The organism is Peribacillus sp. NPDC097284, from assembly GCF_044761765.1.
Classification (GTDB): domain Bacteria; phylum Bacillota; class Bacilli; order Bacillales; family DSM-1321; genus Peribacillus.
On record NZ_JBIWCZ010000003.1, the window covers coordinates 146323 to 163675 of the forward strand.

Below are 17353 nucleotides of genomic sequence, written 5' to 3' on the forward strand. Positions count from 1 at the left end.
TTTAAAGATCATAGTTTGGAAAGGATTTAAAGTTTTTATGATGCCATCGTTGTTTTTATCACATGGAACGCCATTATTAGCCTTGGAAGAGAATAGCTACACCGAGTTTTTAAAAGCTTATACAAAAGAAATTGAGAAGCCAACTGCAATAGTCATTCTGTCAGCCCATTGGGAAAGTGATGAACAGTTGGTTTCAGCTGTCAAGAAGCATGAAATCCTTTATGATTATATCGATTTTCCGGAAGAAATTTACCAGGTATCCTATCCCGCTTCAGGAAATTTGGAGCTTTCCGATAAGATTTTAACCCTGTTGTCACGAGTTGGCATATGGGGGGAGCTTGATGAAAGGCGTCCTCTCGATCATGGGGCATGGGGGCTGTTGCATCTCATGTATCCTAAAGTTGATATACCGATCGTTTCATTATCGATCAGTTCCGACCTACCGTTTGAAAAACAGTATGAAATCGGGAAAATGCTGGGGGCTCTCAAACGGAATAACGTCCTTATAATTGGTAGCGGTGGGATTGTGCATAATTTTAACCAGATTCAGCCAGACCTGCATGTTGCGGAGGGGTGGGCAATCCGTTTTGAAAACTGGGTGGAAGAACAGGTAGAGAAGTGGGATTTGGAATCCTTGTTTGATTATGAAAGAATAGGGCCATATAGTTCCGAGGCGGTGCCATTTAAAGGTCACTTCATTCCCTTGATCATTGCGATGGGAGCAGGAGATTCCAATAAAAAGGCAAAAATGTTGCATCGTAGTTTTCAGTATGGAAACTTAAGTTTGACAGCTTGGGAGTTTGCTTGAGTTGAAAGGGTTTTCAATCGTGCGAAATCTAGCTTGTTTGAATTAATATACGAAAATAGAAAAATCTTTTTTTAGAAAAAATAGACTTAAAAAAGATAAAAGGTCTATTTAAGACGAAATAAGGCGAATTAAACAGAATAATAGTTTGAAAAAGGGTGTATAAAGAGGTGAAACCCTTGGATATTTCGACAAAAACATGTTAATATAGCATCTGAAAACGTTTTATCCTTTAAAATTTTATTATTCAATGACCAAGTTATTTATTATAAATTATCTATTTGGGGAAATGTTAGAAGAAGGAATTTGGGGATGGATAAAACGAAATTATGAGAAAAATTTGGGGGTTTACAAAAATGACCATCAAGGATGCTAAGGCTTACGACCCATGGAAATCTTTTTCTGGTCCAAACCTTGGGTATGTCATGGAGCAATACGATTTATTTCAAGTTAATCCGGAAGAAGTAGATCCGGAACTGAAAAACTTTTTTGAGGTTGCTGGTCCTCCTTCATTTGAAGTAGAGGCAGGCACTGTAATGGAAAGTGCACCACAGACTGGTGAAGTCCTTTCAATGAAGAAAATTATGTCTGCAGTAAAATTGGCAGAAAATATTCGTGCATATGGACATCTTGCTTCAAGCATTTATCCATTGATTGAAGACAAGCCAGATACAGAGCAAATCCACTTTGAAAAATACGATTTGACGGTTGAGGATTTACGGAAAATACCGGCTGATCTTATTTGCGCGCAATCACCTGAAAACGTAAAAGACGGATACGAAGCTTTCCAATATCTTAAACAACTTTATACAAAAACAATAGCCTTTGGATTTCACCATGTAAATGACTTGGATGAAAAGCAATGGCTTACTGATATGGTCGAATCTGGTAAAATGTTCCCTGAAGTTTCAAAAGAGAAAAAAGCATTAATGCTAAAACGTCTGAATGAAGTTGAAGGATTTGAAAAGTTCCTACATCGTACATTTGTAGGGCAAAAGCGTTTCTCTATTGAGGGTCTAGATGCATTGGTTCCAGTGTTAGACGAGATGATTTCACAGACTGTCCAAAATGGAACTGGCAATGTGAATATTGCCATGGCTCACCGCGGACGTCTTAATGTCCTGGCACATGTCCTTGGAAAACCATATGAAGTGATTTTCTCTGAATTCCAACACTCACCTAATAAGGATTTAGTCCCATCAGAAGGCTCAACCGGCATTAATTATGGTTGGACTGGCGATGTTAAATACCACCTAGGTTTGGATAAACAAATTACAAAAGAAAGCGTACAGAAAGCAAGAATTACGCTTGCCAATAACCCAAGTCACTTGGAAGTAGTTGGCCCAATCGTTGAAGGTTACTCTCGTGCGGCTCAAGAAGACAGGACAGCAAAAGGCTTCCCAGTGCAAGATATTGATAAGTCGCTAGCAATCCTTATTCATGGTGATGCTGCGTTCCCAGGTGAAGGTATCGTACCTGAAACGTTTAACTTAAGCCGTCTACGCGGTTACCAAGTTGGTGGGGCAATCCACATCATCGCTAATAACACGATTGGTTTCACTACCGAAAGTGAAGATTCACGTTCAACTAGATATGCGAGTGATCTTGCAAAAGGTTTTGAAGTACCTATCGTCCACGTTAATGCTGATGATCCCGAAGCATGTATGGCTGCAGTTAATCTTGCCATCCAATATCGTGAAAAATACAAAAAAGATTTCTTGATTGACTTAATCGGTTACAGACGTTTCGGCCATAATGAAATGGATGAGCCATTGGTCACACAACCTGAAATGTATGCTTTGATTCATAAGCATCCAACAGTTAAAGAAATTTACGGTAAACAACTGATTGAATCTGGAGAGTTTACAGAAAATGAAGTGAAAGAAATGGCAAAACAAGTGAATACTAAACTTGCAGAAGCCTATGCCAAAATTTCTGGAAACAAACCGGAAGCTTCCAAAGAAGTAAATCCTCCGGGAATAATTGAAAAAGGCATTCCTACGATTGATACAGCTGTATCTAAGGAAGAACTTATTTCAATCAATGAACAACTTGTGAAATGGCCAGAAGGATTTACGCCTAATAAAAAATTAGGTAAAATCTTGTCCCGTCGTCTGGATTCGTTTGGTGAAAACGGTAAAATTGACTGGGCACATGCTGAAACGCTTGCATTTGCAACGATTTTAAATGATGCCACACCAATCCGTTTAACTGGTCAAGATTCAGAACGTGGAACATTCGCACAACGTAACATCATGCTGCATGATAGCGTGAACGGCAAAACATATTCACCGCTTCATACTCTTGAATCTGCCAAAGCATCTTTCGCTGTCCATAACAGTCCGCTTACTGAAACGGCAGTACTTGCTTATGAATATGGATATAATGTTTTTGCTCCAGAAACACTTGTACTTTGGGAAGGCCAATTCGGTGATTTCGCCAATACGGCACAAGTAATCTTTGACCAATTCATTGCGGCAGGCCGTGCAAAATGGGGTCAAAAATCTGGACTTGTTATGCTACTTCCACACGGATACGAAGGACAAGGACCAGAACATTCAAGTGCTCGCCTGGAACGTTTCCTTCAATTAGCAGCTGAAAATAACTGGACCGTTGCTAACTTAAGTTCTGCAGCTCAGTATTTCCATGTCCTTAGAAGACAAGCTAAAATACTTGATCAGGAACAAGTGCGTCCGCTTGTTATCATGACACCGAAGAGTATGCTTCGTAACCAAGTGATGGCATCTACTCCAGAAGAGTTCAGCACAGGAAGTTTTGAATCATTCATTGAAACGAAAACGCTAGGCAAAAAACCTAAAGCTGTTGAGCGCATTGTATTTGCAAGCGGTAAATTAGCTGTAGAACTACGTGATAAAGTAGCTACTGAACAAAATACCGATTGGTTGCAAATCATCAGTATCGAGGAGATTTATCCATTCCCGTTCACTGGCGTTCAAGAAGCATTGAAAAAATATACGAACCTTAAAGAAATCTACTGGGCTCAAGAAGAACCGAAAAACATGGGAGCTTGGACATTTGTTGAACCTCGCTTAAATGCGGCTGCTCCTGGAAATCTTTCTGTAACGTATATCGGTAGAAAACGTAGATCAAGCCCGGCTGAGGGAGATCCACTTGTCCATAAAAATGAACAACAACGGATTATGAGTCAAGCAATTACACGCAATAATGAGGGGGATAAATAAAATGGCTGAAGTAAAAGTGCCTGAATTAGCAGAATCAATTTCTGAAGGATCTATTGCGCAATGGTTAAAGCAACCTGGTGACCATGTTGAAAAGGGAGATTATGTCCTTGAACTGGAAACAGATAAAGTAAACGTGGAAATCATTTCTGATTACACTGGGACCCTTACTGAACTTTTAGCTGAAGAAGGCGACACTGTTCAAGTTGGACAAGCTATTGCCATCGTGGATGAAAATGGATCGGCAGCAGCACCTGCTAAGGAAGCTCCAAAAGCTGAAGAAGTGAAACAAGAACCAGCTAAAGTGGAACAAGCAGCACCTGCCAAAGAAGCTCCAAAGGCTGAAACGAAAGAAGCATCTTCCACTCAACAAGTTATTGCATCACCAGCTGCTAGAAAATTAGCTCGTGAAAAAGGAATTGACTTAACTCAAGTACCTGTTGTTGATCCACTAGGCCGTGTACGTGTACAAGACGTGGAAGCAGCAAGTAAAGCACCTGCAGCAGCTCCAAAAGCACCTGCAGCTACTAAACAAGCGGCAGCTCCTATAGAAGCCAACGATGACCGTATAGAAGTAGTGAAAATGACACGCCGTCGTCAAACCATTGCTAAACGTTTAGTTCAAGTCCAATCTGAAGCGGCAATGCTTACAACTTTCAACGAAGTCGATCTTTCTGCAGTTATGGAATTACGTAGCCGTCATAAAGAATCATTCGTTAAAGCTAATGACGTTAAACTTGGTTTCATGTCATTCTTTACAAAAGCAGTCATTGGGGCATTGAAAAAGTATCCTTTATTGAATGCTGAAATCAAAGGGGATCATATCCTTAAAAAGAACTTCTATGATATCGGTGTAGCCGTATCGACTGAAGAAGGCTTAGTTGTTCCAGTTGTAAGAGATGCTGATCGTAAAAGTTTCGCTGAAATCGAGCAAAACATTGCGGACCTAGCTGTTAAAGCACGTAACAACAAATTAGCGCTTTCAGATTTATCTGGTGGTACCTTTACCATCACAAATGGTGGTACATTCGGTTCCCTATTATCGACACCTATCTTGAATGCGCCACAAGTTGGTATTCTAGGTATGCATACTATCAAGACTCGTCCTGTTGCTGTTGGCGATCAAATCGAAAACAGACCAATGATGTACCTTGCATTATCTTATGATCACCGTATCGTTGATGGAAAAGAAGCAGTTGGTTTCCTAGTGGCAATCAAAGAAATGCTTGAAGATCCTGAACAACTTTTATTACAAAATTAATAAATCCTATAAAATGAAAAGCCCCTGTCATGGTGATGGGGGCTTTTTTTTGTAGAAAAGTTCATAGATAAAGAGATAATCATATCATCACTTGCAGGAATATGATTGGTTTTTTAATATAAATGAATGTTTTTGGATAAAAGTGAACGATAATGATTGATTAATCTGAAAAATGAAGTTATTATGGAAATATATTGGGGGTGAGGTAATTGTTGACAACCGAGAGGCATGACGTAATCCTTAAGTTGATTAAGAAAAAAGGCATTATAAAGATGCAAGAACTTGTCGATTATTTGCAAGCTTCAGAATCTACCATTCGGCGTGATTTAGTCCAACTTGAGGAACTAAAGCTTTTAAAACGTGTTCATGGTGGAGCTGCCTTGCTTCAAAGAAAAGGCATGGAACCGACAACCTTGGAGAAGCAAAACAAAGCGTTATCCGAAAAAAAGCTCCTAGCAGAGCTGGGGTCAACTTTTATCGAGAATGATGACTGTATTTATCTTGATGCAGGTACGACCATCTCTGAACTGATCCCTTATTTAAAAGATAAAAATGTAACCGTTTTAACCAACGGTCTCATGCATATACAAAAGTTGATGGAATTGGAAATAAAAACGGTTATCGTTGGTGGAACCATCAAGGCTTCCACCAATGCGGTTGTAGGTAGTACAGCTGTCGATTTTTTAAGTGATTACCGATTCGATAAATGTTTTCTAGGGATCAATGGCATTCATCCTGAATTAGGTTTGACCACACCAGATCCTGAAGAAGCGCTATTGAAAAAGACGGCAATAAGGCTTTCCAATCAAAGTTATGTGCTTGCAGATAGTTCAAAATTAAATGAAGTCACCTTCGCAAAAGTGGCAGATGTAAGTGAAGTCATTTTGCTGACGGATAGCAATAATGAAGCTGCTGTCGAACAGCTCTTGAAAAATCCCAAGATAAAGGTCGTGACGATTTAATGATTTATACCGTAACGCTCAATCCCTCAATAGATTACCTGGTCGAGGTGGAAAACTTCCAAATGGGCTTGGTGAACAGAACAAGCATGGATAAGAAATATCCGGGGGGCAAGGGAATTAATGTATCACGAGTATTGAAAGGGCTAGGAAATGATACGACTGCTTTAGGCTTTTTAGGAGGCCAAACTGGAGAATTTGTAAAAGCCTGTTTAGAAAAAGATCATATTAGGACAAATTTTACGGAAATAACTGGTGATACGAGAATCAATATAAAATTAAAAACAGGAGTGGAGACTGAAATTAATAGTCATGGTCCTGAAATATCCATGGAGAATTACCATCATTTACTTAGTTTAATTGGTGAACTCAAGCTAAATGATTGGCTCGTTTTATCTGGTAGTATTCCAACAAGCCTCCCACGTGATGTGTACGAAACGATGATGAAAGTATGTTTGGGGAGGAAAGTAAAAATGGTGGTTGATACTAGCGGGAAAGAATTATTGAATGTCGTTCAATATGAGCCTTTTCTCTTGAAGCCTAATCATCACGAATTAGCGAGTCTTTACTCGACTGAAATCAGAACTGTGAAGGATGCAAATAAGTATGGGCGGAAGTTGTTGGAAGCAGGTGCTCAAAATGTAATCGTTTCGATGGCAGGAGATGGGGCTGTACTTATCACAAGAGATAAATCTTATGCTGCAAATATACCGAAAGGAAAGGTCATCAATTCAGTGGGGGCCGGTGATTCTATGGTGGCCGGATTTATCGGGATGTATGAAAAAACGGAAGATGTTATAACCGCTTTCCAATATAGTGTCGCCGCGGGAAGTGCGACAGCTTTTTCATCGGACCTTTGCACGTTGGAATTAATGGAAAAAGTATTGCCGCAAATTAGTATCAGTGAGATAAAAGGGGGGTAACTCTATGAAAATTACAGACTTGTTAAAATTGGATACCATTCTTATAGATTTGCAAAGCGAGACAAAGCTTGGGGTGATAGAAGAATTATCCGCCAAGTTAGCACAAGCTGGACGTTTACATGATGAAGGTGGATTCAAGGCCGCCATTTTGAAACGTGAAGAGCAAAGCACGACAGGGATAGGTGAGGGAATCGCCATCCCGCATGCAAAAACGAGTGCTGTGAAAACGCCGGCCATTTGCTTTGGAAAATCAGTTTCAGGTATTCAATATGAATCGCTTGATGGGCAGCCAGCTCATTTATTTTTCATGATTGCGGCAAGTGAAGCAGCTAATCAGGTTCACTTAGAGACCCTATCTCGATTGTCTTCACTATTAATGGACGCTCAATTCAGGTCTCAATTGGTTTCTGCCACATCAGCTGAAGAAGTGTTGGAAATTATCAATAAAAAAGAACACGAAGCAGATCAAGACGAAAACGAAAATGAAGAACAGAAAGCAAGTACGACTATAGGGGCTGCAAAAATCCTGGCCGTCACTGCGTGCCCGACAGGAATTGCCCACACCTATATGGCAGCGGATGCTTTAAAGGCTAAGGCGAAAGAAATGGGTCTTGATTTCAAAGTTGAAACCAATGGATCGACAGGTGTAAAAAATAGGTTGAATCCAGCAGAAATTGCAAAGGCGGATGTCATTATTGTTGCAGCGGATAAACAAGTGGAGATGGACCGTTTTGACGGTAAGCGGGTTATCATCGTTCCCGTTGCTCAGGGGCTTAGGAAGCCGGAGGAGTTACTTAAAAGGGCTGTTAACCAGGATGCACCCATTTACAAAGGGACTAAAAAGGATAGTCGAGAAGATGAAACTTCAACAAAAGGAAAGATCGAAATTTATAAGCATCTGATGAATGGCGTAAGTAATATGCTTCCTTTTGTTGTAGGTGGAGGGATCTTAATTGCACTATCCTTCTTTTTTGGAATAGATGCATCCGATCCGACAAAACCGGAATATAATCCAATAGCCAAAGCATTAAGTGACATCGGGGGAGGTACAAGCGGGGCCTTTTTCTTTCTAGTACCAGTCCTGGCAGGCTTCATTGCCTCAAGTATCGCCGATCGCCCGGGCTTTGCCCCTGGTATGGTCGGAGGCTTGTTGGCAGCCCAGGCCAATGCTGGTTTCATAGGTGGCCTAATTGCAGGTTTTCTTGCCGGGTATGTTGTTTTAGGATTGAAGAAATTATTCTCTAATTTGCCACAGGCTTTCGAAGGGATTAAACCGGTTTTGCTTTATCCGGTGTTCGGAATGCTAATAACAGGTTTAATCATGCTATTCGTTATTAATGAACCAGTGACTGCTCTCAACCAAGGTTTGTCGAATTGGCTTCAGGGCTTATCAGGGACAAACGCCGTTCTCTTAGGGATGATTCTTGCGGGCATGATGGCTGTAGATATGGGGGGCCCTATCAATAAAGCTGCCTTTACCTTTGGTATTGCGGCTATTGAAGCACAAAGCTTCGGCCCTCATGCAGCAGTTATGGCGGGTGGGATGGTACCTCCGCTTGCCATTGCCTTTGCGACCACCTTTTTCAAAAGTAAATTTAACGATACAGAAAGAAAATCCGGATTGACAAATTACTTTATGGGGGCCTTTTTCATTACAGAGGGAGCGATTCCCTTTGCGGCCGCCGATCCGTTTAGGGTCATTATCAGTAGTGTGATTGGAGCAGCAACGGCGGGTGCTCTAACGATGGCATTCAATGTCACATTGCCGGCACCTCATGGGGGCGTGTTTGTAATACCATTAGTTAACCATCCATTTCTATATTTGTTGGCCATTTTAATAGGCTCACTCATCTCTGGACTTATCTTGGGATTCTGGAAAAGAAAACAGAACTGAAGATTGGCGGATTCAAGAATCTTGAATCCGTCTTTTCAGTTTTCCAGACTTTTTAATCGTACAAAGATTCCATATGATTCACTTTTGGGGAAGGTTGTTCCTCGGCCATATTATAGATTGGTTAAAAAGTCTTTATATGAAGAATAATAAGCCATTGATAGAGACATAAAAAAGCATGTTTCCCCTAGTTTTTGGGTAGAGAATATAAATAACATAAAAAGGAGAAGGATGACCTTGTTGAAGAAAAACACACTAAAAACCATCAAAAGAGATGATATGATAGATGTTACGACAGAAGTGCAGGCATTTGTAACGGAAAGGGGAATACAAGAAGGTATAGCGCTTGTATATTGTCCACATACTACTGCAGGCATTACAATTAATGAGAATGCGGATCCAGATGTTAAAAAAGATATGCTTAGGAGATGGGATGAGCTTTATCCATGGAATCATACGTTGGATTTACATATGGAAGGGAACACTGCTGCTCATTTAAAGTCCAGCACTGTAGGGTCGTCACAACAAGTTATTATCCATAAAGGTAGTCTGGTCCTTGGTAGATGGCAGGGTATATATTTCTGTGAATTTGATGGTCCTAGAGATCGTCATTACTTCATCAAACTGATTGAGTAAGACAAGGATATGCAGGGGGAAGCAATTTTGATAGATGTTTTGATTACAGGAAAAAAAGTACGGTTGAGGAATGTCCAACAGGACGATTTGAAAACCTTATGGAGTTTAAGGTATGGAGAAGAAAATCCTATGTGGAAAAAATGGGATACACCTTACTCAGCTAATGAAATTATGGATTATCCTACGTACATTAACAATGAGATGAAACTACGGAGATACGATCAAAAATTAGGTGTTTTCTCTGAATTATTAATAGAAAGGGAACACCAAATAATCGGGTCGGTTGTTTATTATTGGGAGAATGAACCAGCAAGATGGCTAGAAATCGGAATTACCATATATGAACCAAGATATTGGAATGGCGGTTATGGAACGGAAGCCATTAGCCTATTCATTCCTTATTTATTTCAAAATTTAACCATTGAAAGGATAGGATTGACGACGTGGTCTGGAAATGAACGAATGATGACGGTCGCTGAAAAAGTAGGAATGCAACTTGAGGGTAGAATAAGGAAATGCATTTATCACGATGGGATTTACTACGATTCCATCAAGATGGGGATGTTACGTGAAGAATGGCAAGCGAGAAACGAATGAACGATAATCACTTTTTTTAAAAAATGTAAAAAAACACCTGGATTACCTTGGGAATAATTTGACGCTGTTTTCTCTTTTTTATTCTGTTATTCTAGGGAGGTGCTTAACGAGGAGGTTAAAGGATGAAATTATCAGTTGTATTACCGATGATCATAACTCTTAGTGTCATCATACTTGGACTAGCATTCCCTTGGGAAACCACAAGCAAGGCTTCGAATGGTGCTAAAAAACATGTTATTAAACAAGGTGAATCGATATGGGATATCGCTAAGCAGCATGGAGTTCCAATTCAAACGTTAAAAGAAGTCAATAATAACAAGAATAATGTTGCTGAACCAGGCAAAACATTGATTATTCCGCATTTCATGAATGAAACCGATAAAGAATTATTAGCTAGATTGGTTCATGCTGAGGCAAAAGGTGAGCCATATAGAGGCAAGGTAGAAGTAGCAGGAGTCGTGTTAAATCGTCTTGATAGTGACGAATTCCCTGAAACAGTAAGAGAAGTGATTTATCAAAAAAATCAATTCTCTCCTGTTGATGATGGTAGCATTAACAAACCTGCTGGAGAAGATGCAGTACGGGCAGTAAATGAAGCAATAGCCATTCACGGCTATACGAATGATGCATTATATTTTTGGAATCCAAGTATATCCGACAGTGTGTGGATGGAAAAATTAGAAGTGGTTAAAATTATCGGTGGCCACCATTTTGCCATTTGATCATGAAGCCTGACCGTCTACGGTCAGGCCTTTTTCAATAAAAGAGTATTTCCTCAAAAACGTTATAGTCGAAAAGGGCTGATGAATGGAATTACTTACTTTAATGCATTCTGGAAGTAGGATATAATTGAAAAGGAAATTGAAAAAGTGGTTCAATGAATAAGGAGTTGTAAGATGGCTAATACGCACGTTTATACAAAAAAAGAGGAAGTATTCAATGCAATCACCCATGGAATTGGTGTCTTATTAAGCATTGCCGCTCTTGTTTTATTAATAATTTTCTCTGCTCATCAAGGATCGGCTTCACTCATTGTGATTTCGATCATTTATGGAGTTTCTATGCTCCTTTTATATGTAGCTTCTACTTTAGTGCATAGCTTTCCTGAGGGGAAATTGAAAGACCTTTTTGAGATTTTTGATCACTCGGCCATTTATATATTTATTGCGGGCACGTATACACCAATCATGCTGCTCGTCATTCAAGGGGCTTTAGGATGGACGCTACTGGGAGTTGTATGGGGTGTGGCAGTGGTAGGAGTCATCTTCAAGGCTTTCTTTGTTAAGAAGTTTCTTTATCTATCCACGATTTTATATATCGCAATGGGGTGGATGATTGTACTGGCATGGGGCCCGCTAACCAACACCATGCCAGCAGCAGGCATACAATTACTTATAGCCGGAGGATTACTTTATACTTTCGGTGCCATCTTTTATGTATGGCGTGGTTTTCCTTTTCACCATGCTGTATGGCATCTCTTCGTGCTTGCAGGATCTGTGGCACACTTCTTTGTAGTTTTATTTTATATTATCCCTCTATAACTAGAGGGATTATCTTTATATAAATAAATTCGTGTTTTAAATTCTACTATTTAGGTAATAGATAAGAAAAGAGACTTAGGAGGAAACCATATGAAGAAATCTTTAAAAGTACTTTCGGTCCCATTTGCTGCTATGCTTGTATTAGCAGGATGTGGAGAAGATGACGAGGTAAAGAATCCGCCGGTACAAGAAAATGAAAACCAAGCGGAAACAAATCCTGAAAAGGGAACAGAAACCAATGAAAAGCTTCCATTTACTTTCAAAGCCTTTAACCTAGAAGTTGATTATAAAGGGAATAACAATGACTATGAAGCGGAATATGATACCATGGGTGCTCAAACGGAAGCTTCTATCGATGATGAATCTAATAAACATGAAGTTCATGGTGATGAAGCGATGGAAGAATTGACGCCAATTTTAGAAAAGTTGACGTTCACCCAGGACTCTACGGATGATGAGGTCATACAAGAGGTGACTAAAGCCTTTAACTTAAAAGAGGATTACCAAGAGTTCGAATTGGAAGTTACGTATAGCGATGGAAAAACAAAGGTATATAAAGTCGTTAATAAATAAAAACAATCGTGATAGAATATATTCAAGAGTTGTCAAATCTTAATTGTTATAGTAAAATGGTGTAGGTAAACAAAGGGGTTTATCATACTTTTACTATGCTATTTAATTCGGGCTTATGGGGATAGGACCGTAGTAAATACATATAAAAAAAGAGTCTTTTTTCTAAAAAGAGTCTTTTTTTATTTTTCTGAAAAATAAAGCCCGACTTTAAACGATATAGACAGGGGGTACCAAATCCATGGTATCTACCTGTCTTTATTTTGTCTATTAGGAAATAGAGATATTTTTTTTCGGAAGCATTTTAGCTGAAGCAAGTCTAGCGCGAATGGAAACACCTAACCAGGATGCTAGGAGGGCTTTCAGGATACCTACGATTAAGAATGGTGCGAATCCACTAGCAATGGCAGCTGTCCAAGTTAATGCAGCTGCATATTTCAACCATATTGTTCCAATGGTTAATGTTATCATCATGCCAATGATATTAGCTATGAGTGCAATGGGAAATGTAAAACGGGTTTTTTCCAAAATCCAGCCGGTAATGAAAACAGTAGGGATATAAGACAATAAATAGCCACCAGTAGGACCGAAAATCTTTGCCAGTCCTCCAGACATTTCTGCAAAGACAGGCACACCAGCTGCACCAATGAATAAGTACAAAACTACCGAATAAGTACCATAACGAGCACCCAGGATCGTAGCGGCAAGTCCAACGGCCAGAGTTTGTCCTGTAATAGGCACGAGCGGGAGTGGAATGGTTAGTTGGGAAAGGATTCCGATAATAGCTGCAAATAAGGCTGTGATTATCATCATTCTTAATTTTTCATGACTCGTATTCATAGCGTTTCCTCCTAATGTAAACTAATTTATTATTTGGTTAACAAATAAAATTTTATTATAGGATGTAAATACTGTCAATATCTTTTGTTTTTTCTGAAGTTTGAAGGAAGAAAATTGGATTGCATATAAGGGGGAGTGTAAAGAATATAGGGATCTATAAGCCTGATATTTAGCTCAACTCGAACATTTATCAATATTACAGGTATAGCTGTATGTTCACCACTTTGTAAATGAGGGTGGAATCATGAAAGAGCAGACAAAATGGATTTCATCATTTGACTGCCTTCACATAGGAATAATCGGGGCCCATGTGAAGATAGTCATTCATTTACACCAGACTAGATTTATTTTTCATCTAGCTTTTTTACAGTTTCCCCTTCAATTAAGACTGGTTGGTAATGATTTTCATTGGGTAAGCCCTTCTTTCCTTGTAATTTCTTGATCAACCAATCAGCTGCATCATGACCCATTTGTTCTTGTGGGTGTGTTAAAGTCGTTAATTTGATATTAGCATTTTTCGCAATATAAGAATTGTCCTGGCCAATAATTGATAATTGTTCCGGAATGGAAATATCAAGTTGTCTGCATACATTTACTACTTCTAACCCTACCTCGTCGTTATAGCAAACAATGGCAGTCAACATGTCTCTATTTTCGTTTAAGAACCGCTTCAAGTTCTTGTGCAAGTCTAGCTTCGTTTCTGTAGTATATGAAAGCAATTGTTCGGGTTGAAAGCGTAATTTTGCTTCTCCAAGTGCTTTTATATATCCCTTCATTCGATATTTTCCTTGTAAATCATCCATTTTTGATATGAACCCAATTTGGGTGTGTCCATTGGAAATTAATTCTTTTGTCGCGAGATAGCTCGACTGCACATCATCTAGGCAAAAGAAAGGAACTTCTAATTCTTCATAATAAGCGTTAATCATGATGAATGGTACCTCTTGTTCCTTAAATGTTAGGTAGTAAGCAATGTTGGGATTGTATAGATTGCTTTTTGTAGGTTCAACAATCAAACCATCTACGCCAAAGGATAACATCATTTCCAAAGCTTTTTTTTCTTGTTCGACGTCATTATTTGTACTGGCCAATAGTAAGGAATAATTATTTTCATTTAATCTTTTTTCGATTCCCCGGATAATAGAAGGGAAAATGTAATCCGATATGTAGGTCGTGATGACACCAATCGTTTTATATTTGAAATTCCCACCAGACTTTAATTGATATTGATTACTAACATATGTCCCAGAACCTTTTTCACTTCTTAAGAATCCCTCGTTTGCTAATTCTAAAATGGACTTTCTTACAGTGTGTCGGCTAACGTTGTACATATCCTGCATAACGGACTCAGTAGGAATTTGTTCTCCTATACTATACTCACCTGTAAGGATTTTATTTTTTAAATCATCGACGATTACCTGATACTTTGGTTTCATTAAACCTCACCTCGTTTCGGTTGTTTGCATTCTTATTTATTTTCCTTTTAGATTTGTACGTACACATTTTAACATAAGCCTGAGTGGATTAAAACAAATTACCTCAGTTTGTGTATATGTTTTGGACAAAGCTATTAATACCTGATTTTTTACCATATCCTTTACTCCCTATCCCTATTCACTTAATATCCTAGATTCACTGCCTTTGAAGTGAGGATGAGGTTCAACTTAAAAGCTGTGAGTATAATTAATATTGTTTATTGACAAATGTACGTACAAAAAATATAATGGATTCATAAATGAATTCAAGCGCCTCCTGTATATTGAAAGCGCTATCGAAAGGGGGATTAACATGCAATCGAATCGATTAGAAATTATACAAGCGATTAACGAGGGTGATACTTCACTTGGAATCGAATTTGGCTCAACACGTATAAAAGCGGTGTTGATAGATAAACGTTATGAAACAATCGCATCTGGAAGTTATGAGTGGGAAAACCTTCTGGAAGATGGATTTTGGACATACAATTTAGTGGATATAATCACCGGTCTGCAAACAGCTTATAGTGAAATGAAGCAAGAAGTTGAACGAAATTACGGCATAACAATTCGGAAAATTGGATCTATTGGATTCTCTGCAATGATGCATGGTTATATGGCTTTTGACCATACAGGGGAGCTACTTGTTCCGTTTCGAACTTGGCGTAACTCAACAACTGGTGTTGCAGCAAAAGAATTAACTGATCAATTACAATTCAATATTCCTGAACGATGGAGTATTGCCCACCTTTATCAAGCAATATTAAATGAAGAGAAGCATTTGCCTCGTATTGATTGTATTACGACTTTGGCTGGATACATTCACTGGTTATTGACTGGTAATAAAGCAATTGGCATTGGGGATGCTTCAGGGATGTTCCCAATTGATGAATCAACGCATGATTACAATGAATTAATGATCAAGCGTTTTGATGAATTGATTGCTACGAAAGGTTATCCTTGGATGCTTAAAGAGATCCTTCCTAAAGTCTACGTTTCAGGCGAACAAGCGGGTGAATTAACCGAAGTGGGAGCGAAAATCCTGGATAGGTCCGGGAACTTACAACCCGGCATTCCGATTTGCCCACCAGAAGGCGATGCTGGAACGGGAATGGTTGCTACGAATAGTGTACGGAAACGTACCGGCAACGTCTCAGTGGGAACTTCCGTTTTTGCCATGATTGTACTAGAGAAAGAACTTTCAAAAGTATATCCGGAAATTGATATGGTAACTACACCAAATGGAAGTCCAGTTGGGATGGTCCATGCGAATAACTGTTCAAGTGACCTTAATGCATGGTTGGGATTGTTCCGTGAATTTTCTGATGCAATGGGACAAAAGGTTGAGACAAATAAATTATTTGAAGTAATGTTGAACAAAGCTCTGGAAGCGGATCCAGATGGTGGTGGTTTGCTTAGCTACGGTTATTTCTCAGGTGAAAATATTACAGGATTTGAAAAAGGACGACCACTATTTGTACGCTCGCCTGAGAGTCGTTTCAATTTAGCGAACTTCATGCGGACTCACCTTTTTACTGCTTTCGGTGCTTTAAATATCGGAATGGGTATTTTGACAAAGGAAGAAAATGTTGCGATTGATCGTATTTTGGCTCACGGTGGTTTATTTAAAACCCCACTTGTTGTACAAAAAATCGTTGCCGCTGCAATGAATACGCCAGTATCGGTAATGTCAACAGCAGGTGAAGGTGGACCGTGGGGAATGGCGATTCTTGCCTCATACATGTTGAATAAAAATCAAAAAGAAAGTTTAGAAGACTTCCTCGACCAAAAAGTATTCAAAGATATGGATGGGCAGGAAATTTATCCTGACCAAGTAGATATTGAAGGATATGAAACATTTATTGAAAGATACAGGAAGGGCTTAGTAATTGAGCAGGCAGCTGTTGACAATTTGATGTTATGAGTTGGAAAACTGGAGGGGTTGACGTGTTAGAACAACTGAAAGAAGAGGTATATCAAGCAAATTTGGACTTGCCTAAATATGGTCTCGTGAAATATACATGGGGAAATGCAAGTGCCATTGACCGTGAAAGTGGTTTATTTGTTATCAAACCTAGTGGTGTTGATTACGAAACAATGAAAGCCAGCGATATGGTAGTTGTCGATTTAGATGGCAATGTTGTTGAAGGAGAGCTGAGGCCTTCATCAGATACAGCGACTCACGCAGTACTTTATAAATATTACCAAGAAATCGGCGGCATTGTTCATACTCATTCAACTTGGGCGACAATCTGGGCTCAAGCAGGCCTTGATGTTCCAGCGATGGGGACTACTCACGCAGATACATTTTACGGATCGGTCCCTTGTGCGCGCTATCTAACACAAGAGGAAATTGATCGTGGGTACGAAGTGGAGACTGGGAAGGTAATCATCGAAACATTTGAAGAGCGTGGGTTGGATATTTTAGCCGTTCCTGGCGTATTACTTCATGGTCATGGACCGTTTACATGGGGTAAAGATGCAAAATCCGCTGTCATGAACAGTGTGGTCTTGGATGAAGTTTCGAAAATGAATTTATTCACAAGGGAATTAAATCATTTTGCGAAAGAATTACCACAAAATATTTTGGATAAACATTATTTACGAAAACATGGAAAAAACGCTTATTATGGTCAAAAGTAAGAGGAACTCTAC

15 protein-coding genes are annotated in these 17353 nt (G+C 39.2%); 13 read left to right on the forward strand and 2 right to left on the reverse strand.

Going from position 1 to position 17353, the window contains the following annotated elements:
* Positions 1-37: 37 nt before the first annotated feature.
* The 11 genes from ACIQXU_RS08750 (at position 38) to ACIQXU_RS08800 (ending at position 12386) form a co-directional block, all read left to right on the forward strand.
* A complete protein-coding gene (locus ACIQXU_RS08750; RefSeq protein ID WP_402956915.1) occupies positions 38-808 on the forward strand; it encodes a dioxygenase family protein in 771 nt (256 codons plus the stop codon).
* Between the two features lie 353 nt (positions 809-1161).
* Positions 1162-4008 carry a 2-oxoglutarate dehydrogenase E1 component gene (locus ACIQXU_RS08755; protein WP_402988280.1) on the forward strand — a complete coding sequence of 949 codons (2847 nt, stop codon included), beginning with the start codon at positions 1162-1164 and terminating at the stop codon, positions 4006-4008.
* 1 nt (position 4009) lies between these two features.
* Positions 4010-5266 (forward strand): 2-oxoglutarate dehydrogenase complex dihydrolipoyllysine-residue succinyltransferase, encoded by a 1257-nt coding sequence (gene odhB / locus ACIQXU_RS08760; RefSeq protein WP_402988282.1) that lies wholly within the window; start codon positions 4010-4012, stop codon positions 5264-5266.
* 209 nt (positions 5267-5475) lie between these two features.
* A complete protein-coding gene (locus ACIQXU_RS08765; RefSeq protein ID WP_402988285.1) occupies positions 5476-6228 on the forward strand; it encodes a DeoR/GlpR family DNA-binding transcription regulator in 753 nt (250 codons plus the stop codon).
* Positions 6228-7148, forward strand: a complete 921-nt coding sequence (gene pfkB, locus ACIQXU_RS08770) for a 1-phosphofructokinase (RefSeq protein WP_402988288.1) — start codon at positions 6228-6230, stop codon at positions 7146-7148. The genes ACIQXU_RS08765 and pfkB overlap by 1 nt, the downstream gene beginning before the upstream one ends.
* 4 nt (positions 7149-7152) lie before the next feature.
* Positions 7153-9042 carry a PTS fructose transporter subunit IIABC gene (locus ACIQXU_RS08775; protein WP_402988290.1) on the forward strand — a complete coding sequence of 630 codons (1890 nt, stop codon included), beginning with the start codon at positions 7153-7155 and terminating at the stop codon, positions 9040-9042.
* A gap of 228 nt (positions 9043-9270) precedes the next feature.
* A complete protein-coding gene (locus ACIQXU_RS08780) occupies positions 9271-9675 on the forward strand; it encodes a secondary thiamine-phosphate synthase enzyme YjbQ (protein WP_402868860.1) in 405 nt (134 codons plus the stop codon).
* A 27-nt stretch (positions 9676-9702) separates the two neighbouring features.
* Entirely contained in the window at positions 9703-10272 is a 570-nt protein-coding gene (locus tag ACIQXU_RS08785) for a GNAT family N-acetyltransferase (protein ID WP_402988293.1), read from the forward strand.
* 122 nt (positions 10273-10394) lie between these two features.
* A complete protein-coding gene (locus ACIQXU_RS08790) occupies positions 10395-10994 on the forward strand; it encodes a cell wall hydrolase (protein WP_402988296.1) in 600 nt (199 codons plus the stop codon).
* 174 nt (positions 10995-11168) lie between these two features.
* A complete protein-coding gene (trhA, locus tag ACIQXU_RS08795) occupies positions 11169-11813 on the forward strand; it encodes a PAQR family membrane homeostasis protein TrhA (RefSeq protein ID WP_402868854.1) in 645 nt (214 codons plus the stop codon).
* Positions 11814-11903: 90 nt separating this feature from the next.
* The gene (locus ACIQXU_RS08800) at positions 11904-12386 is read left to right on the forward strand and encodes a YusW family protein (RefSeq protein ID WP_402956929.1); all 483 of its coding nucleotides are present in this window, start codon (positions 11904-11906) and stop codon (positions 12384-12386) included.
* A 267-nt stretch (positions 12387-12653) separates the two neighbouring features.
* Here the strand turns inward: ACIQXU_RS08800 and ACIQXU_RS08805 are convergent, their stop codons facing one another.
* Positions 12654-13223: a biotin transporter BioY gene (locus ACIQXU_RS08805; protein WP_402868850.1), complete on the reverse strand. Its 570-nt coding sequence runs from the start codon at positions 13221-13223 to the stop codon at positions 12654-12656.
* Between the two features lie 344 nt (positions 13224-13567).
* Complete coding sequence (locus tag ACIQXU_RS08810) at positions 13568-14659, reverse strand: GntR family transcriptional regulator (protein WP_402988298.1); 1092 nt, start codon at positions 14657-14659, stop codon at positions 13568-13570.
* A gap of 352 nt (positions 14660-15011) precedes the next feature.
* Here ACIQXU_RS08810 and ACIQXU_RS08815 point away from each other — a divergent pair, with 352 nt between their 5' ends.
* Both ACIQXU_RS08815 and ACIQXU_RS08820 read left to right on the forward strand, forming a co-directional pair.
* Positions 15012-16622, forward strand: coding sequence for a xylulokinase (locus ACIQXU_RS08815; RefSeq protein ID WP_402988301.1), 1611 nt, complete (start codon positions 15012-15014; stop codon positions 16620-16622).
* 23 nt (positions 16623-16645) lie between these two features.
* Positions 16646-17341, forward strand: a complete 696-nt coding sequence (locus ACIQXU_RS08820; RefSeq protein ID WP_402956933.1) for an L-ribulose-5-phosphate 4-epimerase — start codon at positions 16646-16648, stop codon at positions 17339-17341.
* Positions 17342-17353 lie beyond the last annotated feature (12 nt).